Here is a 24260-nt window from a genome sequence, read left to right on the forward strand (position 1 = left end):
AGTCGCTCGCAGCCCCTCTGATTTCAGCGCCTGCTGCAATTCGCGCGAACGGAGCGTCCCGGCGGCGGCAACGCGTTCGATCTTTCCGGGCGGCCCTTCGGGAGACGCGGGCGGCGGAGGAGGATGTGCGGGAGGCGCGCACGCGCCGGTTCGCCGGTGAGCGCGGAAAAACGGCCGCGAGCCAGGCGTTTGGCCGCCCGCGGCGCTCTCAGCGCCGTTTGGCGGGGATGCAGCCTGCGGCGGCCGCGCGGCCAGCAAAAGGGCGGCCGTCAACAGGCTCTGCCCGGAAGGGCAGGGTTGCCGTGCGTCCGTGCCACGCGCCGCTATATGCGGCCGGGACAGGGCAGGAGTGGCGTGGGCGCGCCTTTGCAGCTTCGGGCGACCGACACAGGAGTCTGACGCATACGTCGATGCGCGCGTGGTATCCGGTGGCGAACAGCTTCGGGCCATTTCGCACGGCCGAGCACGCCTCAATACGCCGGTAGCGACGGGCAGAACGGGTCCGGTACGCCGTCCGAAATCCCTCGGACCAGCATCGAGATTCAGCCGATGCGCGATCAGAAATTCACATAACGCCGGATTTCAACAGCGAGGGCCTCGATTTCTGCGGCGCCTTTCGAGCCGGGAGCCGTTTCCTGTGCCGTGAGCCCCTCACCCATACTCGCGGCGAAAGCGACGCGATTGCCGAGGCGCGTGTCGGCGGCCGGGTGGCCCAGCGCGAGGATCGCCTCGGCGATCTCCTGTGTCAGCACCGAGCGCGACTGCGCGCGATTGATGACGAGCAGCGAGCGCGCGCCCTCCTTGGCGATCATTTCCAGCGTCGGCTGCGTCGCCCAAAGATCGATCGGCGTGGGCTGAACGGGGACGGCGACAAGGCTGGCGACTTCGATCGCCGGCCGGGATTCGACGTCGGATTTCGGCGGGGTGTCGATGACCACGACGCCGAAATCCCGCGCCAGGCTTCGGGCCTCCCGTCGCGCGCCCCAGCCAGAGGCGGTCCGGAAAGCCAATCCGGTGGCGTCTTCGCCCAGCGTGCGCTCGCGCGCCTCGAACCACTCGCCGAGGCTGCCCTGTGGATCGCAATCGAGAAGGGCGACTCGGCCGGACCCGCGAATCGCGGCAAGTTGCGCGAAGGCCACGGCGAGATGCGCGGCGAGGGTTGTCTTGCCCGATCCACCCTTCTGCTGCGCGACTGTGATAATAATGCCACTCATCGCCAAGGCCTCTCCAAAGTTAAGAAAACGAACCGTTGCGAATATGGCACGATCGGCCGACTTGGCCTGTTGCCGAACTGCGACACAACCATAGAGTGGTGCCGACGGACGTCAGGCGCCGGTCGCTCCACCCAGCACCACGACCTTCGTTCCGACCGGAATGCGGTTGTAGAGGTCGATCGCGTCCTGATTGATCATCCGGATGCACCCCGAGGAGACGTTGGTGCCGATCGTCTCGGGTTCGAGCGTTCCATGGATCCGGTACAGCGTGTCCTTGCCGTTCTGCCAGAGGTACATCGCCCTGGCTCCGAGCGGATTCTGCAGTCCGCCGGCCACGCCCTGGCCGCTGCGGAGCTGGGTGAGCTGGGGTTTGATGTCCGGCCGGCGCTCGATCATCTCCTTCGGCGGATACCAGTCCGGCCACTCCTGCTTCGAATTGATGGTCGCCGTGCCCGACCAGCCGAAACCCTCCTTGCCGACCCCGACCCCGTAGCGGATCGCCGTGCCGCCGGGCTGCACCAGATAGAGAAAGTGCTCCCGCGGATCGATGACAACCGTGCCTGGCGGCTGGGTGGTCGCGTAGGCGACCTCCCGCCGGAGATAGGCAGGGTCGATCTGTGAGGTGTCGACCTCAGCGACGGGGAACTTGTCCGCGACCGGACCATAGGCGCCGGCGGCCGCATATCCGCTCACCGGGGTGATTGGCGTCAGCGGGGCGCTGGCCGTCGTGGTCCTTTTGCATCCCGCGAGAGCAAGAGCGAGGCCGCCCAGAGACAGGGCGAGCATGGTGCGGCGATCAAGTTTCGGCATAAGGCAACCCCTTGGCAGCTTCACGGCCTGATATTAGTGCGGATATGGTAAACAACCTGTTGTCGAAGGCGTGAATAATGAGTCGTGAAGGGGTCCGGGGAGGGGCGGCGCCCGTCGCCCATCCGTTATCCCGTCGCGGCGTTAACTTTATGCGTTCGGCGCAGTTAGTGCTGACAGACCGGCCGGTACTACCGGTGAAACTATGGCCGTGTGAATGGACAATTTCCTCGTCGGAATTGGCGATGGCAAAGGTCTTCGAGATAACAAAAACGTAATTTAGATCAGCATTTTGTCTAGTGCATTTCATGTAAGCGATGGCCGCTAAGTCGGCATAGCTCAGAGCGATACAAAAGTTAGACAGTTCCGCACTGACATACAGCGGCGTTTCTGTATGTCTCTCGCGGTGAGAGGTATTTTGATCGGGGTCGTGCGCCCCGGCTTTGCCAGGCTTCGCGCTGCTTCCGGGCAGCGTCGACGTGACGTGGGTCATGTATAGAATCGGTATTTAGCTACCGGTATCGGGTGCTGAATTGTTTGGCTGGAGTCGCATATACACATAACACAAACAGTGTTAGAAGTCCCACCGTTAGTGCATGACGCATCGGGGGGTGTACTTATGTCGAAATACAGCGTCCTGACAACGTTTCTGGCCAGCCGTACGCAGCCACGAATTTCCATGTCGTTCGAGGACATAGAGCGGATTGTTGGCGCGCGACTTCCGCAGTCGGCGTTCAATCACCGGGCGTGGTGGAGCAACAATCCAACAAACAGTGTCATGACCAAGGCTTGGCTCGCTGCGGGCTTCCGAAGCGAGGAAGTCGATATGATCGGTCGAAAACTGGTGTTTGCCCGGCATCTGCCGAATCCGGTATCGGACCCCGCTATGGCGCGACCGGCGGCGGCATCGACGACGTCGCCTTTGGCTGGCCTGTTCGGGGGGCTGCGGGGCACCATCCACGTGGAGCCGAACACCGACCTCACCCAGCCGGTGAGCATCGACTGGACGGTGGAGGGGTGACATGGCGCTGCCGCTCTTGCTCGACACCTGCGCAGCCGTGTGGATCGCTCAGGGCGCCCCGATCGGCGACGAGGCCCGGGGCACCCTGATCGAGGCAAGACTGCGCGGGGCGCCCATCGCGGTGTCGCCGGTGACGGCCTGGGAGGTGGGGGTGCTCGTCCATCAGGGACGTATTCGCCTGGCGATGGATCCGGCGAAGTGGTTCTCGGCCCTCAGCACGCTGCCGGGGATCAGTGTCGCGGCTCTGACCGCCGACACGTTGATCGCGTCGTCCTTCCTGCCGGGCATGCCGCCCAGCGATCCGATCGACCGTATCTTAATTGCAACAGCCCGCGATCAGGGCTACCGCCTCATGACTCGCGACCGTGTCCTTCTGGACTATGCGGACTCGGGAAACCTGCAGGCGGTGGCCTGCTGAGGCGGGCTCGGGCTCGCTTAGCGGGGGCGGGGCACGGAGCGCACAGCGTCGACCCAGCTATAGTCGAAATAGCCGTCGCGTCCGAGGGAGTGCAACTTTTCCGTGCGAAGGAGGCCATCCTCGATGAAGGCCTCGTCGATGTGCACGCCCAGGACCTCGCCTAGCGTAAGGTGCGTGCCGGTGGCATCGCCGTGCTGGTCCTTCAGTTCGAGTGTGTCTATCCAGACACATTCGAGCGCGCAGGGCGACGCCGCGACACGCGGCGGTGCGATGAGGCGCGAGGGTGCCGGCATCAGGCCGGCGAGGTCGAATTCGCTCTCATCCGGCTTCACCGGCTTGGACGTGAGATTGACCGCCTCGATGAGTTCGAGCGTGGCGAGATTGCAGACGAATTCGCGCGTCGCGAGGATATTGCGCACCGTGTGCTTCAGGCCGTCGCTCGAAAAGGCCACGATGTCCGGCCGCGTGCTGACCAGATTGAAGAAGGAATAGGGGGCGAGATTGGCGACCCCATCCTCGGAAAGCGTCGAGATCCAGCCGATCGGGCGCGGCGCCACGATGGCCTTTATGGGATCGTGCGGCAGGCCGTGGTCGCGTCGGGCCGTCTCGTAGAACATTTCAGTATCTCGTCACGATATCGTTCAGCGCCGGGCGCGGGCGGTCTTCCTGCGGCCGTGCCAGCGTGCCGATATGGATGAAGCCGATGAAACGCTCGTTCGCGGCGAGGCCGAGAGCCGCGCGGGCGTCCGCATCATAGGCGTACCATTCGGTCAGCCAGGTGGCGGCATAACCGTGGGCGTGGGCGGAGACCACGAGAAGCGTCGCGGCGGCGGCAGCCGAAAGGGTCTGCTCCCACTCTGGAATCTTCGCATGGGGGCCGGCCGTGGAAACGACGGCGATCACCAGAGGCGCGCGGGTGAGGCGGCCGCGCTCCAGAGCGAGGCGGTCGGTATCCGCGTCCGGGTTCTGCGCGGCGAACACGCCGGCGATGACCTCACCCGCCTGCTCGCGTGCCGCGCCCTCGAAAACGATGAAGCGCCAGGGCGTCAGCTTGCCGTGATCGGGCACGCGCGAGGCGATGGCGAGCATCTCGTCGATTTCCGCCGGGCTGGGGCCCGGGTCGGTAAGATCGAACACTTTCGGGCTTTTGCGGGTCTTCAGAAGCGTCAGCGTGGCGGTCATGGGCTCCTCCCACCTTATATATAGGCGCCTAGCATGCGTCGGGCGGGCGACCAAGGCGCGTGGCGGAAGGGAGGGAGGCGGACCGGCGCGAACTCCCGCGCCGCCGCGCGCGGGCCCTTGCGCCGCCTCAATCGGGAACGGCTCGATCCAAGCGCGCCCGACTTGAATTTGCCGCCGTTTGGGGGCACGAACGGTCGTCATGTCCGTCGCACGCTTGTTCCCGATGAACCCGATTCGCATCCGCCGCGCCTTCGCAGGGGTCGCTCAGGGGGCGTTTCTCGGCGCGGTGAGGGACATGTCGCCGTGTCTCACACGCGCTTTTTCCGGTATCCGAATGCCTGAATGGGCGCGTGTGGCGAGTCTCAGCCTCGGCATTGCGTGGGCATTGCTCGCGATGGGCGTGGCGGCGCAGGCCCAGTCTGGCTTCATGGCCGATCCGTCCGGCGCACTGTCCTTCAGCCCCTCGCAATTCTCGCAGGTGCTGCCGGGCCAGAACCCCGCCGGCGCACCGACGGCGCGTCCGGCGCCGGACGGCAAGGGGCAGCTTCCCCGGGTGCCTTCGCAGACGCTGCCTTTGCAGGCGCTGCCCTTCGTTGGCACCCCGCCGGCTGGCGGAACGGCGTCCGGCGCGCGGGCCGTGGCGGGGCAGGGCGCGACAGCCGGCCCGGCGGGCGACCCGCACAGCATCCTGCCGCAGCCGCCGGCGGGCAAGGTCGCCATCGGCATGAGCGCGCGCTTCGGCGAGAACGAGCCGGTCATCCCGCGCGGGCTGGTCTGGCGTGTCTTCGCCGACCGGCCGGAGGCGTCGGGCGCCTATCCCCTGGTGGCGGAGGCGGCCGATCCCGCGCCGGTGTTCTTCCTGTCGCCGGGCGGCTATGTCGTGCATGTCGCCTATGGCCTTGCCAGCGTGGCGCGCCGCATCGTGGTGGGCGACGAATCCCGCCGCGAGCAGCTCGTCGTGCCGGCCGGCGGGGTGACGCTGCGGGCCGACGTGGCCGACCGGCCGATCCCCGCGCAGAAGGTCACCTACGATATCTTCGAGGGCAGCTTCCTGCAGGGGCGCGCCTCCAGCCGCCCCTATTTCCGCGGCGCGAATTCCGGCGACCTGATTATTTTGCCGGCTGGCGATTATTATGTCGTGTCTACCTATGGCGAGGGCAACGCCGTCATTCAGGCCGACGTGGCGGTCGCGCCGGGCAAGGTGACGGACGCCACGCTGCATCACCGGGCCGGCGAAGTGGCGCTGCGGCTGGTGCGCGTCGCGGGTGGCGAGCCGCTTCCCGACACGCAATGGTCGATCCTCACGCCGGGCGGCGACAGCATCAAGGAATCGATCAACGCCCTGCCGGTCTTCGCGCTGGCGGAAGGCGAATACACGGCGGTCGCCCGCTTCGAGGGCAAGACCTACACGAAGGAATTCGCCGTCGAGGCGGGCAAGGATGGCCCCATCGAGGTGATGGTGGGCGATCAGGTCGCCCCGCAGGGCATCGACACGCAGGAGGGCAGCGGCGACTGACGCCGTTTCCCGTCGTCACTCCGAGCGCCTGTCATCGCCCCGTTTATGGTCAACGGTTTCTTAAGTGCCGGCCGGCATCATCGAACCTCGATGGATGCAGCCGGAGGTCGGCCATGATCGTGCGTCAGTTTCTCGAATGGGCCCGTACGGCGCCCGATGGCGCGCGCGCCAAGGCCGTGGCGGCGCTCGGCCGGGCCTATGTGCTGCCCGATCTTGGCGCGCCGGACCGCGCGGACATGGATGCCGCCTTCCCCACCATCGCCGATGACCCGTCGCCGCTTGTGCAGTTCGAGCTCGCTTCCGCGCTGTGCCGGCATCCGCTGGTCCCGGCCGATCTGGTGATGCGGCTGGCCGCGCTGCCGGGAGAGGCGGGCGAGATCGTGCTGGAGCAGTCGCCCGTGCTCAACACGCGCGAACTGATCGGCTTCTGCGCCGCCGGCACGCCCGAGCGGCAGGCCGCCATCGCGCGGCGCGAGGAGCTGCCGGCGCCGGTTTCGGCGGTGCTTGCTGAATCCGGCGATATCGGCGCCTGCCTCGCGCTGGTGCGCAATCCGACGGCGGACGTGCCGGGCTTCGCGCTCGGCCATATCGTGGCGCGCTTCGGCGCCGTGCCAGAGCTGCGCGAGGCGCTGCTGATCCGTCCCGACCTGCCCGCCGATGCCCATCACGCGCTGATCCGCGTCGTTGCCGGCGCGCTCGGCTCCTTCGTGGCGGAGCGCCGCTGGCTCTCTCCGGCCGAGGCGGCGCGCGTCGCCCGCGAGGCCAGCGACAGCGCGACGGTGGCGCAAGCCGGCCGCCGGCATTTCACCGAGGTGCGGGCGCTCGCCGAGGCGCTGCAGGCGCGTGGCGAGCTGACGCCCGCCCTGGTGCTGCGCTCGCTGCTGTCCGGCCAGATGCGGCTGTTCCTCGAGGCCATGTCGCTCAGTTCCGGCATTCCCGTCGAGCATGTGGCGGCGCTTGCGGCGGACCGCTCGGGCGACGCCTTCCGCCTGCTCTATGACCGGCTCACTTTGCCGGCAGGGGCGTTCGTCGCCTTCCGCACGGCGCTGGAGGTCGTCCAGTCCGAGGCTTATCTCGACGAATCCGAAGAGGTGCCGGGTCTCAAGCAGCGCATCGTCGAGCGGGTGATCGGCGCCTACGAGGCGATTCCGGGCGAGGCGGAGAACAGCGTTCTGGCGCTGCTGCGCCGCTGGCAGGCCGAGGCGCGCGAGCGCCGGACGGCGGCGTCGCTCGCCGCCTGAGGCTCAGCCGAACTGCTCGGCGAGGATGCGTTCCTCGATGGAGTGGTCGCGGTCGACCAGCATCGTCATCGAGGAGGACGGGTCTAGGCGCGCGCGCACGGCCACCACGTTCAGCACCTGAAAATGATCGGCGGTCGCGTTCACCGGCCGCTTCTCGAATTCCAGCACGGCGATGTCGACCCGCGCGCGGTCCGGCACCAGCGCCCCGCGCCAGCGGCGGGGGCGGAAGGCGGAGATCGGCGTGACCGCGAGCAAGGGCGTGCCGATGGGCAGGATCGGCCCCTGCGCGGAAAGGTTATAGGCTGTCGAGCCCGCCGGGGTCGCCACCAGCACGCCGTCGCAGATGAGCTCCTCCATGCGCATCTTGCCGTCGATGGCGATGCGCAGCTTGGCCGCCTGATAGGACTGGCGGATCAGCGAAACCTCGTTGAACGCCCAGGCGCGGTGCTGGCGCCCGTTGACGTCCGTCGCCTCCATCATGAGCGGATGGACCACGACACGCTGGGCCGCCGCCAGCCGGGCGGGCAGGTCTTCCTCCCGGAAACTGTTCATCAGGAAGCCGATGGAGCCGCGATTCATGCCGTAGATCGGCATGCCGCTGTCGCGGAAGCGGTGCAGCGTCTGCAGCATGAAGCCGTCGCCGCCGAGGGCCACCACGACATCCGCCTCCTCGGCCGGAATGTTGCCGTAGCGGCCGACGAGGTGCGCCTGCGCCAGCAGGGCGTCCGGCGCCTCGCTCGCGACGAAGGCGATTCGGCCATATGCTTGCGGGGCGTCGGCTTCCACGCTGCTCTGACCGGCGGGGCGGGCGACTTCGTTCATGCTGGACGGCCCGATGGTGGTGGAGGGGGACGATGCCCGAGGGCGGCTATAGCACAGTCCTGATCTATACGACGTGGCCGGAAGCCGTCGAGGCGGAAGCGGCCGGCCGGGCCATCGTCGCCGACGGGCTGGCCGCCTGCATCAATATAGTGCCCGGCATGGTCTCGATCTATCGCTGGCAGGGCGAGATCGAGCGCGCGCAGGAGGTCGTCGTGATCTTCAAAACCCGCGCCGAGCTCGCCGAGGCGGTGGCGCAGGCGGTGCGCGCCCGCCATCCCCATGAGACGCCGGCCGTGCTGTTCCTGCCGGTCGACGGCGGCGATGCCGATTACCTCGACTGGATCGCCGCTGAGACGGGCGGTTGAGCGCCGGTCCGGCCTCCGGCCGTCGCTTCAGCCCTCGGCCTCGCGCAGATAGGGCTCTACCGGGCCGACCAGCTTCACCGTCATCGGGTTGCCGGCGCGGTCCTTCGCCTTGCCGACGGAGACGCGGATCCAGCCCTCGGAGACGCAATATTCCTCGACATTGGTCTTCTCGGCGCCCTTGAAGCGGATGCCGACGCCGCGCTCCAGCAGCTCGGCATCGTAATAGGGGCTGTTCGGGTCGCTCGACAGGCGGTCGGGAAGGGTGTCGGCCATGTTGTCCTCGGCTCGGGTTGACGGTCGGGGGCGAGACATAGCCTCGCTCGCGCCCGCTTGCCAGCCCGGCGCGAGGCGCCGTGCCTTCAGAGCACCGGGTTCCAGATCGCCGGCACCACCTCGTAGCCCTCGCCCGACTTGCGGATGAAGCCGGTGGCGGGGAAGGGGTAGTGGTAGCCGGTGAGCTGGAGCCTGTCGGCGGCCACCATGTCGTAGATGCGCCGGCGGGTCTGCGTGGCCTTCTCGCCGTCCATGTCGTACTGCACCTGCCATTGCGGGTTCGGAGCGAACAGGATCGGCGTGTTGGTGACGTCCGACTGGATGAACAGCTTGCCCTCGCCCGAAGCGAGCACGAAGGCGGTGTGGCCCGGCGTGTGGCCGGCGGCCTCGACCGAGGTCAGGCCGGGCACGATCTCCTTGTCCCAGGCGTAGCGCGTCACCTTGCTGTCGATGTCCTTGAACACCCGCTTCACGTTCTGGAAATTGGCCTTCAGCCCCTCCGACGCACGGCTCTCCTCGCCCTCGTCGGTCCAGAACGTCCATTCGACTTCCGGCACCAGAATTTCGGCATTGGGGAAGGCGAGGCCGCCATCCTCGGCGCGCAGGCCGTTGATGTGGTCGCCGTGGAAATGCGAGATCACCACGGTCTGGATGTCGGCCGGCTTCACGCCGGCCCAGGCGAGGTTGGCGCGCAGCTTGCCGACGCTCGAATTGCCCGGCTGCGGGCCGTTGCCGGTGTCGATCAGGGTCAGCTTGCCGCCATTGTTGATGAGCAGCGGGTTGAACTGGACGCTCATCACGTCCTTCGGCTGGAAGGCCGCCTCCAGCGCCGCATTGACCTGCTCGCGGCTGGCGTTGCGCACGAAGCCGTCCGCCAGCGGGAAGGTCCGCGCGCCGTCATTGACCGCCGTCACCTCGATAGTGCCAACCTTGTAGCGATAGAGGCCGGGCACCTGCTGGCCCGAGCCGGTCTGCGCGGCGGCGGGGGAGGCGGCAGACAGGGCGGCGACGCCCGCGAGCGGGGCGGCAAGGGGCGCGGCGGCGGCGCCGATCATCAGATGGCGGCGGGAGAGGTGGGGCGTGGGAAACGGGCTCGTGGGAAACGGGCTCATGGGCGGCTCTCCATAGGTGAAAGGGCGTCGCGGGCCGGCCGCAGGCTAGGGGCGCGCCGGCGCGGGGTCACGCCGGGGAAGGGTCACGTTGGCGTGAGGCCGGGCGTGAGCCGGTTTCAGAAGCTGTAGCGGTAGCCGATCTCGATGCCGTCATAGGCCGGCTGGCCGTTCGTCCAGTCGCGTTCGATATAGAGCGAGACGCTGTTATGGGCATCGACGCGGTAGGTCACGCCCATCGCCGCCTCCGGCGTGTTGTAGCCGTTCGAATTGTCGAAGGCGTTGCGGTAGCGCAGCCGGAAGACGTTCCACGTCCACTTCTCGCCGAGCGGCAGGGCGCCGGCGAGGGTGAAATAGTAGTAGGGGAAGCTCCAGGGGTCGTCGTCCTGGACGAAATGCTGGCCGACGCCGGCCCCGGCCGTCAGCGCGAAGGTGCCGAGCTCCCACGTGTAGCCGCCGCCGAACTGGGCGTTGACCTTGTAGTCCGAGGTGCCGGCAGTGTCGTAATACTTCACCGAGCCGGCGAGGCTGAATTTGTTGTCGAAGCTGTGCGCGACGTCGATCTGCCAGTCGGACGAGGTGGTGTCGGCGAAGGCGTCCACGGCGCGCTCGGTGGTGAAGGCGCCGCCGATGCTGGTACTGCCGGCGAGCGCTGCGGCGGGCGCGAGGGTCGGGGCGGCGAGGATCGCGACGAGCGCGAGGAGGCGACGGGGAGCGGGCATGCGTTCATCCGGGTTTCCCCGGCATCATTCCGGGCCGCCATGCAGCCTGGATGACAGAACGCTGTCGGCTTTTCCCTTTCGCCCGGTTCAGCGGCGCGGCTTGCCTTTCAGCACCACATAGGCGACCGCCGCCACGAGGGTGAGCACGACGAAGATCACGCCGACCACGTTGATCACCGGCGACAGGCCGAAGCGCAGCCGCGAGGCGATCTCCGTCACCAGCGTCCACTCGCCGCCGATGGCGAAGACCGTGGTGTTGTAGTTCTCGAAGGACTGCAGGAAGGCGACGACGGCGGCCGTGAAGCAGGTCGGCGCCAGGAAGGGCAGGGTGATGCGGCGGAACACCAGCGTGTGGCTGGCACCGAGGTCGAGCGCGGCTTCCTCCAGCGTGCGGTCCTGCCGCTGGAGGCGGGCGAGGAACAGCAGCATGGCGTAGGAGGCGATGAAGCTCGACTGCGCCATGACGGCGACGAACAGCCCGCCCGGCACGCCGAATTCGCGCCAGAAGATGAGGCTGGAAATGCCGAGGATGATGCCCGGCGTCAGCACCGGCGACACCAGCACCGAATAGAGCACCGTCCCCGAGCGCTGGCCGAGCCGGGTGAGGATGAGCGCGCCCGACAGGCCGGCCGGGATCGACACGGCGATGACGCCGAGCGCGACCAGCACCGAATTCACCAGCCCCTGCAGCAGGCGCTGGTCATGGGCGAGCGCCACGAACCATTGCAGCGTGAAGCCGCGCCATTGTGTCACCGAGGGGTAGTCGAAGGAATTGAATGCCGCCGCCGACATGACCGCCAGCGGCAGGAAGAGATAGAGCACGAAGAGGCCGATATAGATGTTCAGCACCAGCCGGGCGCCGGGGCTCTCGATGGCGGTGCTCATTTGGCGATGTCCCTCAGCCCGACGCCGAACAGGCGCATCATGATGAGGATGAAGGTGGTGCAGACGACGAGCAGCGACACCGCATAGGCCGAGCCCATGTTCCAGTTGTTGCTCTCATAGAACTGCCGGTAGACGAGCTGGCTGAACCAGTCGCCGCCCTGGCCGCGCGTCATGATCGCCGGCACCGAATAGGAGCCGGCCGACAGCATGAAGGTCATGATGCAGCCGACCGCGATGCCCGGCTTGGCGTGCGGGATGATCACCCGGCGATGGATGCGCAGCGTCGAGGCACCGAGGTCGCGCGCGGCCTCGATCTGGTTGCGGTCCAGCGTCTCCAGCGTGTTCACCATCGGGAACACCATGAAGAGCACATAGGTGTAGATCATCGCCAGGAAGACGGCGGAGGGATTTTCCAGGAAGGGAATCCAGCCGCGATTGTCGAGGTCGACGACGCCGAACCAGCTCAGCAGCCCGTTTATGACGCCGCGATAGTCGAGGATCATCAGCCAGGCATAGACCCGCAGCAATTCGTTGATCGCATAGGGCACGATCAGCGCCACCATCAGGATCACCGCCTTGCGCGGCCCGCTGGCGAGCGCCACCACATAGGCGACCGGGTAGCACACGACGAAGGCGAGGCCCGTCACCATCAGCGCGTAGAGGATGGTGCGCACGAAGATATAGAGGTGCAGGCCGCTCATGCGGGTGAAGTTGGCGAGCCCATAGGTCTTGGGCGGGTCCTTCTCCTGCGCCTCCAGCGCGGTGGCCTCGGCCTGCCGCTGCTCCAGCGTGGCGTCGAGCGCGGCCTGCTTGGCCGGGTCCGTCTCGCTGGCGCGGTCAAGCTGGATCGTGGCGATGTCGTTGTAGATGCGGTCGATCTGCAGCGAGATGTCGCCCTTGGATTCCCGCCACCACAGCGACTGCTCGACCATGGCGCCGAGCGGCACCAGGATCAGCGCGAGGATCCATAGTGCCGCGATGGCGAGGATGGCAGCGGCCAGCGGCCGCCCATAGGCGCGCGCGAGGCTACCCATGGGCCAGCGCTCCGACCGGATAGACCAGCGCGTCGTCGACGCCGAAGGAGAGGGTGAGTTCTTCCGGCAGATCGCGCACGGCGGGGCCGTTCGGCACGGTGACGGTCAGGCTCTGGCCGGCGGCGGCACAGAGCAGGTTGACCGAGGGGCCTTCGAGGTTGCGCGAGGCGAGCCGGGCCGAAAGCGCGTTGATGCCCGCGCCGCCCAGCGACACGCGCTCGGGCCGCACCATCACCAGCGCCTCCTCGCCGAGCCGCAGCGCGCCCTTGGCACGCCCTTCCAGGCGGCCGACCGGGGTGTCGACGCCGGCGAGATCGCCGGTGAGGCTGGCGACGCTGCCGCGCAGCACATTCTGCTCGCCGACGAAGGTGGCGACGAAAGGTGTCGCCGGCTCGGCATAGAGCGCGTCGGCATCCGCCACCTGTTCCAGCCGGCCCCGGCTCATCACCGCCACGCGGTCGGACATGGCGAGCGCCTCGCCCTGGTCGTGGGTGATGTAGATGAAGGTGATGCCGACCCGCTTCTGGATCGCGCGCAGCTCGGTGCGCATGTGCTGGCGTAGCTTGAGGTCGAGCGCCGAGAGCGGCTCGTCGAGCAGAAGAACGGCGGGTTCCACCGCGAGCGCGCGAGCGATGGCGACGCGCTGGCGCTGGCCGCCGGAAAGGTCGGCCGGCTTCTTGTCGCCATAGCCGCCGAGCGCCACCAGCTCCAGCAGTTCTTGCGCCCGGCGCAGGCGCTCGGCCCTGGCGACGCCGCGCGCCTCCAGCCCGAAGGCGACGTTCTCGGCGACGCTCATCAGCGGGAACAGGGCGAGGTTCTGGAAGATGAGGGCGGTGGGCCGCTCGTTCGGCCCCTTGCCGGCCATGTCCTCGCCACCGATCAGCACCCGGCCTTCGGTCGGTTCGATGAAGCCGGAGATGGTGCGCAGCAACGTGGTCTTGCCGCAGCCCGAGGGGCCGAGAATGGAGAAGAACTCGCCGGCATGGATGGCGAGGTCGGTCGGCTGGACGGCGGTGGAATCGCCAAAACGGATGGAAACTTGGTCGAGACGGACGTCCTTGCCGCGCATGGGCAGACCTCTGCGTGAAAGAGAGCCGGAGGCCGGTGGCGGGGACGGCGCGTCGCCTTCCCCGGTCAACGTGTCTTGAAGTGCGTGGCGGCCGGCCGGGCCTCGAAGGAAGTCGGCCGCGCGGACCGGCTCCGGCATCCCCGAGGCGCGTGGGCGCTTTCGGGGAGGACGGGTGCACGCGCGGCCGGAACCTGAGAAAGGCGGCAGGCCGACCCGATCAGCTGTTGGTCAGCTTCTCGACGTACTCGCCGCGCAGCTTGGCGTAGAAGTCGGTCTGCATCGGCCACCAGAACAGGTTGTCGATGGTGCCGGCGGGATAGGCCGCCTCGAAGGCCGAGCGGGCCTCGTCGGAGAGGAACTGGCCCGCGCCGTCCGCCGCGCTGTTGTAGCCGGTGGTGTTGGCGAAGCGGGCGCCGACTTCCGGCTGGTAGATGAAGTTGGCGAAGGCATAGGCCTGCTCGACATTCTCGGCGCCGGAGGGGATGCCGAGCGTGTCGGTCCAGGCGAGGCCGCCTTCCTTGGGCATGCCGTAGGACCACTTCTTGTCCGTGTTCCGGTGCAGCAGGATGCCGGTGGTGTCCCAGGTCTGGCCGATGGTGCAGCCCGCGTCCGTGAAGGCGGCGGTCGCCTCGGTGGCGTTGTTCCAGTAGGCGCCGATATTGCCCTTGTGGGCGAGGATGTACTTCAGCACGCCCTCGAACACGCGGCGGGAATCGGCTTCCGACTTGTAGAGGTCGAGGCCGCGGTCGGAGGGAAGCTCGCCGGTGGCGTCGAGATAGAGCGCCACGCCGTTGAACACCGACTTCTGGCGGATGGCGGTCTGCTTGGGATTGCCGGCGAGCCACATGTCGCCATAGGAAATCTCGCCGGACTTCTTGCCGGCCAACTTGGTCGAATCCCAGGTGATGCCCTCGGTGCCCCAGTCGAACGGCACGAGATAGCGCTTGCCGCGATAGGCCGCGCCGAGCTTGAGCGAGTTGCGGTACAGCGAAGGAATGATCAGCGCCGACTTGAACTTGGCCTCGTCGATCGGCTGCAGCAGCCCGTCCTTGTAGTAGTTCGGGCCGGTGTCGACCGACGGGAAGATGATGTCGAAGCCCTTGCCGCCGGCGGCGCGCAGCTTGTTCTCGCACTCCTCGTTGGAGCCGTAGGTCGACAGGTTCACCTTCACGCCCGTGGCGTTGGTGAAGTCCGCGAGAAGCGTGTTCTTGTCGAAATAGTCGCCCCAGGCATAGACGTTCAGCGAGCCGGAGGTGGCAAGCGCGTCATGGGCGCGCAGCACGGCCGGCGCGGCGAGCGCGAAGGCGCCGGCTTTCATCAGGTCGCGACGCGAAAAGCGGGTCATCTGTACCTCCCTTGGCCCCGGTGGGCGAAACGGCGTCCGCTCTAGTTACCGGGCATGAACGGACGATGACACGGGCCCGCCGGCAGCGGAAGCCGGTGTCGCGTGCAGACAATGTTTCTGTCGCATTTCGACAAGGATGACGGAGCGGCAGAAGGGGCGCGCGCACTGGCGCCAGTGGCGCAAGGGTGCGACAATCTGTCAGGTCGATTGCTCTGGCAATGGTTCGTGGCTGCCTTAAGTTCGGCGCACCCGTTGATCCGGGCCCCTCTGACGCGAACCGAACCGGCGTTCGCGTGATGTCGGATCGCTTTCCGACGTCACGCCGGTGGAACCGTGTCGAAATGAGGCTGCTACCCTTTCCGATATCCTTGCCGACTGCCTTTCTGTCCCGCCGCAGCGCATGCCCGCGCGGCGCGCGGCTTGTCGTGACCATTTCGGGGGAGTGATCCGGTGGACTATTTGATGGAACTTGCCGCCAGCCCGGCGGCGTGGGCGGCGCTCGTCACGCTGGTCGCGATGGAAGTCGTGCTCGGCATCGACAACCTGCTCTTCATCTCGATCCTCACCAACAAGCTGCCGGAGGACATCCGGCCCCGCGCGCGCAAGATCGGCATCGGTCTGGCGCTCATCATGCGCCTCGGCCTGCTCAGCACCATCGCGATCATCGTGACGCTGGTGGAGCCGGTGTTCAGCGTGTTCGGCAAGGCCTTCTCGTGGCGCGACATGATCCTGATCGCCGGTGGCCTTTTCCTGGTGTGGAAGGCCACCAAGGAAATCCATCACAGCATGGCGCCGCATGAGGAGCAGGAGGCCTCGCTCGGCGGCTCGCTGCAGATGAGCTTCAGCGCCGCCATCGTGCAGATCCTGATCCTCGACCTCGTCTTCTCGGTCGACAGCATCATCACCGCGGTGGGCATGACCGAGCACATCCCGATCATGGTGATCGCGGTGGTGTTCGCGGTGCTGACCATGCTGTTCGCGGCGGGGCCGCTGGCGAACTTCATCAACCGCAACCCGTCCATCGTGATGCTGGCGCTCGGCTTCCTGCTGCTGATCGGCACCACGCTGATCGCAGAAGGCTTCGGCGCGCATGTCTCGAAGGGCTACATCTACACCGCCATGGCCTTCTCGGCCGGCGTGGAGGGCCTGAACATGCTCCAGCGCAGGCGTCGCCCCGCCTCGCACTGACGCCTGCGGACAAGGACCGCTCCGGCGGCGTGGGAAGTGAAATCCCGCGCCGCCGGACAATGCTATGATCGCGCTCCCACCCGCTCAGGAGCCCGGTCATGAGTGACGACGCCGACCCGCCTTCCTCGCCTGACGCGGCCTCGCCGCCCGCCGACACGAAACTCACCGTCACCAAGCGGAGCTGGGCCCGCCAGGGCAAGTTCCTCACCGGGCGTGTGACGCGGCCGGAGGAGGACCGGCTGCCGCCCGGCCAGCATCTGGTGCGCGACTGGCCGGTGCTCGATCTCGGCCAGCAGCCGCGCATTCCGCTCGACCGCTGGCGGCTGGACGTCGACGGTCTCGTCGAGGCGCCGGTGTCGTGGGACTGGGCGGCGTTCCAGTCGCAGAAGCAGACGCGCGAGACCACCGACATCCACTGCGTCACCACCTGGTCGCGCTACGACAACCATTGGGAAGGCGTGGCGACGCGCGACCTGCTGGACGTGGTGATGCCGCGCGCCGACGCGCATTTCGTCATGCTGCATTCCTATGACGGCTACACCACCAATATATCGCTGGAAGATTTCGCGGCCGAGGACGCGCTGATCGTCCATAGCTGGGAAGGCCAGCCGCTCACCCGCGAGCATGGCGGGCCGGTGCGGCTGGTGGTGCCGCATCTCTATTTCTGGAAAAGCGCGAAATGGCTGAAGCGGATCGAGTTCCGCAGCTTCGACAAGCGCGGCTTCTGGGAGGAGAACGGCTATCACAACCACGCCGACCCGTGGAAGGAAGAGCGCTATTCCGCCGACGAGTGAGGGGACGGTCAGAATGACGGTGTCGGCAAGACGCCGAGGCGCCCGAAACGAAAAAAAGCCCGGACGGCATCCCGTCCGGGCTTTTCTTATGGGATGGAGCCGTCTTAGCGCGGGCGGAAGGCGCCCGCCCGCAGGAAGGAACCGATCTGCCGCGCCGGCTCGGCCGGCTTGTCGGAAGGCCGGGCCGCCTTCGTGCCGCCGGACGCAAGGCTGGCGAGGACGGGCGAGCCGCCGTTCTGGCCGAGGCTGCCGAGCGTGTAGCCGGCCGGTGTCGCGGTGGCGGGCTTGGCCGCAACAGGCTGCGGCTTGGCGGGCGCCGCGCCGGCATAGGGCTTGGCGGCGGGCTGGCGGCCGGGGATCGACACATTGGTCGTCTTGGCCGGTGCGCCCTTGGCGGCCGGGAACTTGACGGCGGCCGGCGAAGCGGCGGCGGGACGACCGTAGCCGCCCGAGGAGGGCAGGGCCTGCGGGCGCGAACCCTTGCCATCGGCATTGCGGGCATACTGGCTCCCGCGCGGCAGATCGGGCGAAACGGCCGGGGTCTGCCGGTTGCCGGGGCGGTTGATCGAGAGTTCTGCGCGCAGCTTGGCCCAGGTCTCGGCGAGCGCCGTGGCATCCCAGCTCGGCTCCTTCTCGTCGATTTCCCACTTCTCCATCTTCTCCGGCGTCGGCGCGCCGGAATCGACCCGGTGACGGGGCGTGGGCTCGGGAAGCTCCTGCTGCATTTCCACGTGCACAGCCGCCGGCGTGGCGCCCGCAGCGGGCTGGATGGCGGCCGCTTCGGGCAAGGGGGCAGCCATCAGGCCGGCGGGCATCGCACTCACCTGCGCCGCAGCCTGGGCTGCCTGCAAGGCGAGGGCCTGCATCTGCCCGGCATCACCCGCAACCGCGAGGGCGGCCGGCTGCGGCAGGATCGCGGCCAGTGCCGGCTGCACCGGCAGCGACACGTTCCACTTGCCGGTTTCCCACTCGTTGATCGCCCACATCACCGCCGCGCCGAGACCGGCGCCGGCGCAGACGTCGGTGAAGCTCACGCCGGGCACGATGGACAGATACAAGGCGCAGAGAATGCCGACGCCGACATAGCAAGCGGGTGCACGCCATTTCGACTGCATGACCAAATCCCCCAGGAATTTGAATCAACATAGCTGATTCGAGGGAATCTCAGAGGCTTAGCTAAAAGAAATAATCTCGAAACAACGACTTCCGCGTTAACCATTCGGTAACTCTTGGCCGATTACTCGCGGCGTCGAATCGCGTAGCATCCAATTCCTTCGCGCGGCCGAGAGCGACCCACGAATTCCGGATCCTGTCGCGAACGGGAGAGGATTGGTGCCGGGTGAGGGGATCGAACCCCCGACCTTCGGTTTACAAAACCGCTGCACTACCGCTGTGCTAACCCGGCACATCTTGCCAGCCGCGCCGTTCTGCACCTCAGGTCTTGGAAGGACCCGGCTTTACGCGGTTGGCGGGCGATTCTGCGCGGCTTCTCGAAGCATCGTCGCAGTCTTCGCTTCGCGCTTCATCGCCCAAGCGCGGGCGGGCGTCAACGCCCGATGTCCCGCGCCGTGGTCCGGGCGCGTGCGCGCGCGTGCGGGCACAAGCGCGACGCGGCCCTGCCGCGCCTGCGGTCGCCCGTCCCAGGCGCGAGCACTTTTCAGCCGAAAAACGCCATTGCGTCACGCTCCGGCATCTGCGAGACGAGTCGCGGGGGGAGGTGTTCTGCGGTGACAATCCGACTCCCCTTCGCCGCCGGCGCCGTCGGCGGCTTACCCAGAACGGGAGGCGATTATGTTCCGATTTGCATTCGGGTTGGCGGCGCTGCTGCTGGCCTTCACGGCCGGCGGCGCGTCGGCCCAGACCATGAGCTATGCCGAGGCCGGCGCGCTGATCGCCAAGAGCTGCGGCCCGTCCATCGAGCGCTTCTGCGCCAAGGACAATCTCGGCACCGGCGAGGTCCGCAACTGCCTGATGTCGCATCAGGATCAGGTGCCCCAGCAGTGCTTCGACGATTACGCCGCCGCGCGCGCCTCGATCGCCAAGCGCATCGCCGCGCAGTCCGACGCCTACAGCGTCTGCAGTGCGAGCGCCCGCGAGTTCTGCGCCGGCATCCAGCCGGGCGACGCCAATCTGCTCACCTGCCTCCAGACCGCCAGCAAGGTGGTCCGCCCTGCCTGCAAGCAGACGCTGACCGATGCCGGCTGGTGGAACTGACGGACCGGGACCAGGCAAGGGAAAGAGACAGATCATGACCCGCATCACCCGCCTCGTCGGGGGCATCGCCCTCGCAGCCGTCCTCGCCGCGCCTCTGGCCGCCCAGGCCCAGACCAGCGATTCCGACTCGCAGATCATGCAGGGCCTCTCGCAGGCCACCATGTTCGACCCCTCGCTCACCGCCCAGGTCCTGCGCCAGATGGCCCAGGACGCGGTGGCGAAGAACCTGCCCCTGACGCTCGACAAGTCGGAGATCGCCAAGCGGCTCGACAAGCTCGCGCAGATCACCGTGCAGATCCAGTTCGCGCTCGGCTCGGACATCATCCGCCCCGAATCCTACCGGACGCTCGGCTCGATCGCCGACGCGATGCATCACCCGATCCTGATGAACTACAAGTTCATCGTGGTCGGCAACACCGACACGACCGGCACCCGCGCCTTCAACCTGAAGCTCAGCCAGCAGCGCGCCGAAGCCATCGTGCAGGCCCTCGTCACGGTATTCGGCGTCTCGCCGGACCGTCTGGAGGCCGTCGGCCTCGGCCAGGAGGCGCTGCAGGTGCCCTCGAAGCCGGAAGACCCGATCAATCGCCGCGTGCAGATCTTCACCATCGGCACGGTCGGCCCCATGCCGAAGCCGATGCCGACCAACGCGCCCTGATCGCGACAGGCGCGCGTCCCGCGTGCTAGCAAGGCCGGCCGGTGCCCGGGAGGGTGCCGGCCGGCCTTTTCTTTTGGCCGTTCCCCCACCGAGGAATCCAGAGTTCGGCAGATGAGCATCAACAGAATTGAAGTCGGTCCGCGCATGAGCGAGGCGGTCATCAACGGGTCGGTCGTCTATCTCGCGGGCCAGGTCGCCAAGGGCGGCACGGTCACGGCGCAGACCGAGGCGGTGCTCGCCTCCATCGACGAGCTGCTGGCCAAGGCCGGCACCGACAAGACCCGACTGCTGACGGCGACCATCTACCTCGCCGACATCTCGACCTTCGCGGAGATGAACGCGGTGTGGGACAAGTGGGTCTCGCCCGGCAACACGCCCGCCCGCGCCACCGTTCAGGCGCTGCTGGCGACGCCGGACTACAAGGTCGAGATCGTCGTCTCGGCGGCGATCTGAGCCGCGCCGCGCGGCGCCGTCGACCGGGGCCGGTGCAATAAAAGCGGGCGCAAGAAAAAAGGCCCCGTCTCGCGACGGGGCCTTCGTTTTTGCAACTCTGCCCGCGAGGGGCGAGAACCGGCTCAGTGCCAGTTTTCGAGATCGCGGTCCTTGGTTTCCGGCAGGAAGATCAGGCCGATGATCGCCGTCATGACGGCGATGATGATCGGATACCAGAGGCCGGAGAAGATGTTGCCGGTCGCGGCCACGATGGCGAAGGCGGTGGGCGGCAGGAAGCCGCCGAACCAGCCATTGCCGATGTGGTAGGGCAGCGACATGCCGGTGTAGCGGATGCGGGTCGGGAACAGTTCGACCAGCAGGGCCGCGATCGGGCCGTACACCATCGTCACGTAGAGGACGAGGACGAACAGCAGGCCGATCAGGGTCAGCGTGCGGCTGTCGCTGAGCACGCCGCCGACGGTCGGCTGCTTCACGATGGACGCGTCGCCCACCTTGGGATAGCCGGCCGCCTGGGCTGCGGCGACGATGGACGCCCCGGTCTTGTCGGTGTCGGCGATCGTGACCGGCGTCCCGTTGACCGAGACCGCGACGGGCGAGCCCGCCGGGCCCGGCAGCAGCGCGTAGTGCATCGAGTTGGTCGCCAGCGTGCGGCGGTAGACGTCGCACGGCCGGGTGAAGACGCGCACGCCGACCGGGTCGAACAGGGTTCCGCAGCTCGCCGGATCGGCGGTGATGTCGATCTTCACCGTATCGGTGGCTTCGATCAGCTTCGGATTGGCGACGCGGGCGATGTTCTCAAAGAGCGGGAAGTAGGTCGCCGCAGCGATGAGGCAGCCCGCGATGAGGATCGGCTTGCGGCCGATCTTGTCCGAGAACCAGCCGAAGAAGATGAAGAACGGCGTGCCGATCAGCAGGCTGAAGGCGATCAGGAGGTTCGCCGTCGTTCCGTCCACCTTCAATGTCTGTGTCAGGAAGAACAGCGCGTAGAATTGACCGCAGTACCACACCACGGCCTGGCCGGCGGTGCCGCCGAACAGGGCGATGAGCGCGATCTTCGCGTTCGGCCAGCGGCCGAAGGCTTCGGTGAGCGGCGCCTTCGAGCGCGAGCCTTCCGCCTTCATCTTCTGGAAGGCCGGCGACTCGTTGAGCGAGAGGCGGATCCAGATCGAGAAGCCGAGCAGGATGATCGACAGCAGGAAGGGAATGCGCCAGCCCCAGGCGGCGAAGTCTTCCGGCGACATGGACAGGCGCAGGGTCAGGATGACCAGCAGCGACAGGAACAGGCCGACCGTCGCGGTGGTCTGGATCCACGAGGTGTAGAAGCCGCGGCGTCCGTTCGGCGCGTGCTCGGCGACATAGGTCGCGGCGCCGCCATACTCGCCGCCGAGCGCCAGGCCCTGCAGCAGGCGGCAGACGATGAAGATGACCGGTGCGGCATAGCCGATCGAGTCATAGCTGGGCAGCAGGCCGACCAGGAAGGTGGCGATGCCCATCAGCGTCATGGTGACGAGGAAGGTGTACTTGCGGCCGATGAGGTCGCCGAGGCGGCCGAAGACGAGGGCGCCGAAGGGGCGCACCGCGAAGCCGGCGGCGAAGCCGAACAGCACGAAGATGAACTTCGCGGTGTCGTTGGTGCCGGGCACGAAGGTCGCGGCGATGTTCGCGGCGAGCGAGCCGGCGAGATAGAAGTCGTACCATTCGAAGACGGTGCCGGCGGAGGAGGCGATGATCACCTTCCTCTCTTCCCGGGTCATCGGGGCCGCCTTGGCGGGCCCTGCCGTTGAGACGCTCATTATCGTTCCTTCCCCAAAGTAAGTCGCGCCAATATCCAGACGTGCGAAGCCATGCGCACGCGCGATAGGATGACGGGCCCGCCGGGAGCCGCGTCCGATGCCGTGAACGAGTTTGGGAGTTCCGCCGGAACGCCTTCCACTCGGGCTTTTTCCTCCCGGATGGCGGCCCGCGCGTATGTCGGCAGAGCCATTCCCCGGATTCGTGGCGCGCGGAATTCTCCGATTCCTTGCGCACCTCGGTGTAAAGCTTGGCGAAAACCGGCGGTTTTGACGATTGGCAATTGGTCGTAACCCCGTATTGCGCTGCAATGCGGGATGAAACGGCGTGGCGGCGAAGTATAGTCGGCCCGCTCGTCTCGCCGACGGACTAGTCGCGCCGGCCGACCGCCCGGCGCGCGATGTAGAGCGACAGTACCGCGGCGTTCGACACGTTGAGGCTCACGATGGCGCCCGGCAGGTCGATGCGCGCGAGCGTGTCGCAGGTCTGCCGCGTGAGCTGGCGCAGGCCTTTTCCCTCGGCGCCGAGAACGAGCGCCGTGGGGGCGGTGAGGGGCGTGTCCATGAGGTCCGCCGGCCCCTCGCTGTCGAGCCCGACGACGAGCACGCCGCGTTCCTTCAGCTCGTCCAGCGCGCGGGCGAGGTTGCCGACGAAGCAGAACGGCACATGCTCCAGTCCGCCGCTGGCGCTCTTGGCGAGCACGCCGGTCGCCGCCGGGCTGTGGCGGGCGGTGGTGACGATGGCACCGACCTTCAGCGCCGCCGCCGAGCGCACGATGGCGCCGACATTGTGCGGGTCGGTGATCTGGTCGAGCACAAGCAGCAGGTCGCTCTCCGCCGCCTTGGCGAGGCTGAGCGTCGGCAGCGGATCGCATTCGGCGAGCATGCCCTGATGCACCGCGTCGGGGTCGAGCAGCCGGTCGATCTCGCCGGGGCGCACGATCTCCGGCTGGATCTTCAGCGGCACCGCCTCTTCCTCAAGCCGGCGGGACGCGTTCTCCGTGACCATCAGCCGGCGGAACTTGCGGCGGGGATTGCGCAGTGCCTCGACCACGCTGTGCCAGCCATAGAGAATCGCCACGTCGTCCGGCCACGCGCCGAAGGGGCGCCCGGCGGGGCGCGGGCGCGGCGTGCGGTTGCGATCGGCAGGGCGCATCGGCCGGCCGGGCGGACGGTTGGGGTGATCGTTCATGCCGCGCGTTCTGTCACGCCGCGCGCGCATTGGCAATTTGGCCGCGCCGTCCACAGCGAAGGGGACGGCGCGGCAGGCGGGGTTGACAGGGCAGGGGCACGTCACCATAAAGCCGGCCGCACGGGGAGCCGCGCTTTACGCCGGATGCTCCCGTGGGGTCTAAGGCCGGGCGGGCTCGCTTCGGTCCTGACCGGAAGACGTGCCTTGGGGGAGTGTCCCGAGCGGCAAAGGGGGCGGACTGTAAATCCGCTGGCTATGCCTTCGTAGGTTCGAGTCCTACCTCCCCCACCACCTTTCCTCTCGCTATATTGCCTCTACCTCTGCGGGTGTAGCTCAATGGTAGAGCAACAGCCTTCCAAGCTGATGACGAGGGTTCGATTCCCTTCACCCGCTCCAATTCCGCCAAGACTTCCTATATGAGGCATGCGTCGGGGATGCGCGCGGGCCGGCCATACGGGCCGGGACCGCTCACGCCCGCCCCATGGTGCGCCGTCCGGCCGCGCAACGCGGCACTTGCGGAAAGAGCCGAAACCGCCTATCCCACGCCCCGATTTTCGCGACCTCGGGACTGTCGCTGAAGGAAAAAGCTATGGCCAAAGAGAAGTTCAACCGTTCGAAGCCTCACTGCAACATTGGGACGATTGGCCATGTTGACCATGGCAAGACGTCCCTGACGGCGGCGATCACGAAGGTTCTTGCGGAGACGGGCGGCGCGACGTTCACGGCGTACGACCAGATCGACAAGGCGCCGGAAGAGAAGGCGCGCGGCATCACGATTTCGACGGCGCATGTCGAGTACGAGACGCAGAACCGCCACTACGCGCACGTGGACTGCCCCGGCCACGCCGACTATGTGAAGAACATGATCACCGGCGCGGCGCAGATGGACGGCGCGATCCTGGTGGTGTCGGCGGCGGACGGCCCGATGCCGCAGACCCGCGAGCACAT

At 67.4% G+C, this 24260-nt stretch carries 27 protein-coding genes and 3 tRNA genes; 13 read left to right on the forward strand and 17 right to left on the reverse strand.

Going from position 1 to position 24260, the window contains the following annotated elements; all coding sequences use genetic code 11:
- Nucleotides 1-557 precede the first annotated feature (557 nt).
- The 3 genes from parA to MWN33_RS12665 form a co-directional block, all read right to left on the reverse strand.
- Nucleotides 558-1214 carry a ParA family partition ATPase gene (gene parA, locus MWN33_RS12655; RefSeq protein ID WP_247201219.1) on the reverse strand — a complete coding sequence of 219 codons (657 nt, stop codon included), beginning with the start codon at nucleotides 1212-1214 and terminating at the stop codon, nucleotides 558-560.
- Between the two features lie 111 nt (nucleotides 1215-1325).
- On the reverse strand, nucleotides 1326-2024 hold the full coding sequence (locus MWN33_RS12660) for a L,D-transpeptidase (RefSeq protein WP_247201221.1): 699 nt from the start codon (nucleotides 2022-2024) through the stop codon (nucleotides 1326-1328).
- A complete protein-coding gene (locus MWN33_RS12665; RefSeq protein ID WP_247201222.1) occupies nucleotides 2011-2514 on the reverse strand; it encodes a hypothetical protein in 504 nt (167 codons plus the stop codon). Before MWN33_RS12665 ends, MWN33_RS12660 begins: the two co-directional genes overlap by 14 nt.
- 126 nt (nucleotides 2515-2640) lie before the next feature.
- On the opposite strand from MWN33_RS12665, the gene MWN33_RS12670 reads away from it, so the two are divergent.
- Together MWN33_RS12670 and MWN33_RS12675 are read left to right on the forward strand one after the other, a co-directional pair.
- Nucleotides 2641-3042 carry a DUF7662 domain-containing protein gene (locus MWN33_RS12670; RefSeq protein WP_425532000.1) on the forward strand — a complete coding sequence of 134 codons (402 nt, stop codon included), beginning with the start codon at nucleotides 2641-2643 and terminating at the stop codon, nucleotides 3040-3042.
- Nucleotide 3043: 1 nt separating this feature from the next.
- The gene (locus MWN33_RS12675) at nucleotides 3044-3460 is read left to right on the forward strand and encodes a type II toxin-antitoxin system VapC family toxin (RefSeq protein ID WP_247201224.1); all 417 of its coding nucleotides are present in this window, start codon (nucleotides 3044-3046) and stop codon (nucleotides 3458-3460) included.
- A 17-nt stretch (nucleotides 3461-3477) separates the two neighbouring features.
- On the opposite strand, the gene MWN33_RS12680 is transcribed toward MWN33_RS12675, so the two are convergent.
- Complete coding sequence (locus MWN33_RS12680; protein ID WP_247201225.1) at nucleotides 3478-4077, reverse strand: flavin reductase family protein; 600 nt, start codon at nucleotides 4075-4077, stop codon at nucleotides 3478-3480.
- A 1-nt stretch (nucleotide 4078) separates the two neighbouring features.
- On the reverse strand, nucleotides 4079-4642 hold the full coding sequence (locus MWN33_RS12685) for a nitroreductase family protein (RefSeq protein WP_247201226.1): 564 nt from the start codon (nucleotides 4640-4642) through the stop codon (nucleotides 4079-4081).
- A gap of 352 nt (nucleotides 4643-4994) precedes the next feature.
- On the opposite strand from MWN33_RS12685, the gene MWN33_RS12690 reads away from it, so the two are divergent.
- Both MWN33_RS12690 and MWN33_RS12695 read left to right on the forward strand, forming a co-directional pair.
- Nucleotides 4995-6158, forward strand: a complete 1164-nt coding sequence (locus tag MWN33_RS12690; protein WP_247201227.1) for a hypothetical protein — start codon at nucleotides 4995-4997, stop codon at nucleotides 6156-6158.
- A 113-nt stretch (nucleotides 6159-6271) separates the two neighbouring features.
- Nucleotides 6272-7399, forward strand: coding sequence for a DUF2336 domain-containing protein (locus MWN33_RS12695; protein WP_247201230.1), 1128 nt, complete (start codon nucleotides 6272-6274; stop codon nucleotides 7397-7399).
- A gap of 3 nt (nucleotides 7400-7402) precedes the next feature.
- Here MWN33_RS12695 and MWN33_RS12700 read toward each other — a convergent pair whose 3' ends face one another.
- Nucleotides 7403-8221: an NAD kinase gene (locus MWN33_RS12700; RefSeq protein WP_247201232.1), complete on the reverse strand. Its 819-nt coding sequence runs from the start codon at nucleotides 8219-8221 to the stop codon at nucleotides 7403-7405.
- A 32-nt stretch (nucleotides 8222-8253) separates the two neighbouring features.
- Here MWN33_RS12700 and cutA point away from each other — a divergent pair, with 32 nt between their 5' ends.
- Complete coding sequence (gene cutA / locus MWN33_RS12705) at nucleotides 8254-8586, forward strand: divalent-cation tolerance protein CutA (protein ID WP_247201233.1); 333 nt, start codon at nucleotides 8254-8256, stop codon at nucleotides 8584-8586.
- Nucleotides 8587-8613: 27 nt separating this feature from the next.
- Here the strand turns inward: cutA and MWN33_RS12710 are convergent, their stop codons facing one another.
- The 7 genes from MWN33_RS12710 to MWN33_RS12740 form a co-directional block, all read right to left on the reverse strand.
- Nucleotides 8614-8859: a DUF3297 family protein gene (locus MWN33_RS12710; RefSeq protein WP_247201235.1), complete on the reverse strand. Its 246-nt coding sequence runs from the start codon at nucleotides 8857-8859 to the stop codon at nucleotides 8614-8616.
- 86 nt (nucleotides 8860-8945) lie between these two features.
- A complete protein-coding gene (locus MWN33_RS12715) occupies nucleotides 8946-9971 on the reverse strand; it encodes an MBL fold metallo-hydrolase (protein WP_247201237.1) in 1026 nt (341 codons plus the stop codon).
- A 116-nt stretch (nucleotides 9972-10087) separates the two neighbouring features.
- Nucleotides 10088-10690, reverse strand: coding sequence for a hypothetical protein (locus tag MWN33_RS12720; RefSeq protein ID WP_247201239.1), 603 nt, complete (start codon nucleotides 10688-10690; stop codon nucleotides 10088-10090).
- A gap of 87 nt (nucleotides 10691-10777) precedes the next feature.
- Entirely contained in the window at nucleotides 10778-11575 is a 798-nt protein-coding gene (locus MWN33_RS12725) for an ABC transporter permease (RefSeq protein WP_247201240.1), read from the reverse strand.
- Complete coding sequence (locus tag MWN33_RS12730) at nucleotides 11572-12609, reverse strand: ABC transporter permease (RefSeq protein ID WP_247201241.1); 1038 nt, start codon at nucleotides 12607-12609, stop codon at nucleotides 11572-11574. The genes MWN33_RS12725 and MWN33_RS12730 overlap by 4 nt, the downstream gene beginning before the upstream one ends.
- Nucleotides 12602-13678 carry an ABC transporter ATP-binding protein gene (locus tag MWN33_RS12735; protein WP_247201242.1) on the reverse strand — a complete coding sequence of 359 codons (1077 nt, stop codon included), beginning with the start codon at nucleotides 13676-13678 and terminating at the stop codon, nucleotides 12602-12604. Before MWN33_RS12735 ends, MWN33_RS12730 begins: the two co-directional genes overlap by 8 nt.
- Before the next feature lie 217 nt (nucleotides 13679-13895).
- On the reverse strand, nucleotides 13896-15023 hold the full coding sequence (locus tag MWN33_RS12740; RefSeq protein WP_247201243.1) for an extracellular solute-binding protein: 1128 nt from the start codon (nucleotides 15021-15023) through the stop codon (nucleotides 13896-13898).
- A gap of 450 nt (nucleotides 15024-15473) precedes the next feature.
- Here MWN33_RS12740 and MWN33_RS12745 point away from each other — a divergent pair, with 450 nt between their 5' ends.
- On the forward strand, nucleotides 15474-16211 hold the full coding sequence (locus tag MWN33_RS12745) for a TerC family protein (RefSeq protein WP_247201244.1): 738 nt from the start codon (nucleotides 15474-15476) through the stop codon (nucleotides 16209-16211).
- Nucleotides 16212-16309: 98 nt separating this feature from the next.
- Nucleotides 16310-17005, forward strand: a complete 696-nt coding sequence (locus MWN33_RS12750) for a sulfite oxidase-like oxidoreductase (protein WP_247201245.1) — start codon at nucleotides 16310-16312, stop codon at nucleotides 17003-17005.
- 104 nt (nucleotides 17006-17109) lie between these two features.
- On the opposite strand, the gene MWN33_RS12755 is transcribed toward MWN33_RS12750, so the two are convergent.
- Both MWN33_RS12755 and MWN33_RS12760 read right to left on the reverse strand, forming a co-directional pair.
- Nucleotides 17110-18120, reverse strand: coding sequence for a hypothetical protein (locus MWN33_RS12755; RefSeq protein WP_247201246.1), 1011 nt, complete (start codon nucleotides 18118-18120; stop codon nucleotides 17110-17112).
- A gap of 215 nt (nucleotides 18121-18335) precedes the next feature.
- Nucleotides 18336-18410: transfer RNA gene (locus MWN33_RS12760), tRNA-Thr, on the reverse strand.
- Nucleotides 18411-18796: 386 nt separating this feature from the next.
- Here MWN33_RS12760 and MWN33_RS12765 point away from each other — a divergent pair.
- From MWN33_RS12765 to MWN33_RS12775, 3 genes are all read left to right on the forward strand, one after another.
- A complete protein-coding gene (locus tag MWN33_RS12765) occupies nucleotides 18797-19219 on the forward strand; it encodes a cysteine rich repeat-containing protein (RefSeq protein ID WP_247201247.1) in 423 nt (140 codons plus the stop codon).
- A 34-nt stretch (nucleotides 19220-19253) separates the two neighbouring features.
- Nucleotides 19254-19877: an OmpA family protein gene (locus MWN33_RS12770; protein WP_247201248.1), complete on the forward strand. Its 624-nt coding sequence runs from the start codon at nucleotides 19254-19256 to the stop codon at nucleotides 19875-19877.
- Nucleotides 19878-19988: 111 nt separating this feature from the next.
- A complete protein-coding gene (locus MWN33_RS12775; protein ID WP_247201249.1) occupies nucleotides 19989-20330 on the forward strand; it encodes a RidA family protein in 342 nt (113 codons plus the stop codon).
- Between the two features lie 122 nt (nucleotides 20331-20452).
- Here MWN33_RS12775 and MWN33_RS12780 read toward each other — a convergent pair whose 3' ends face one another.
- A complete protein-coding gene (locus MWN33_RS12780; RefSeq protein WP_247201250.1) occupies nucleotides 20453-22123 on the reverse strand; it encodes an MFS transporter in 1671 nt (556 codons plus the stop codon).
- 367 nt (nucleotides 22124-22490) lie between these two features.
- A complete protein-coding gene (gene rlmB, locus MWN33_RS12785) occupies nucleotides 22491-23312 on the reverse strand; it encodes a 23S rRNA (guanosine(2251)-2'-O)-methyltransferase RlmB (protein ID WP_247201251.1) in 822 nt (273 codons plus the stop codon).
- A gap of 206 nt (nucleotides 23313-23518) precedes the next feature.
- Between rlmB and MWN33_RS12790 the strand changes: the two genes are divergently transcribed.
- From MWN33_RS12790 to MWN33_RS12800, 3 genes are all read left to right on the forward strand, one after another.
- A tRNA-Tyr gene (locus MWN33_RS12790) sits at nucleotides 23519-23603 on the forward strand.
- A 31-nt stretch (nucleotides 23604-23634) separates the two neighbouring features.
- Nucleotides 23635-23708, forward strand: a tRNA-Gly gene (locus tag MWN33_RS12795).
- 193 nt (nucleotides 23709-23901) lie between these two features.
- Nucleotides 23902-24260: GTP-binding protein (locus tag MWN33_RS12800; protein WP_247201252.1), on the forward strand; the 359-nt coding region annotated here is incomplete at its 3' end.

This window comes from Ancylobacter koreensis (assembly GCF_023016525.1).
Taxonomy (GTDB): Bacteria; Pseudomonadota; Alphaproteobacteria; order Rhizobiales; family Xanthobacteraceae; genus Ancylobacter; species Ancylobacter koreensis.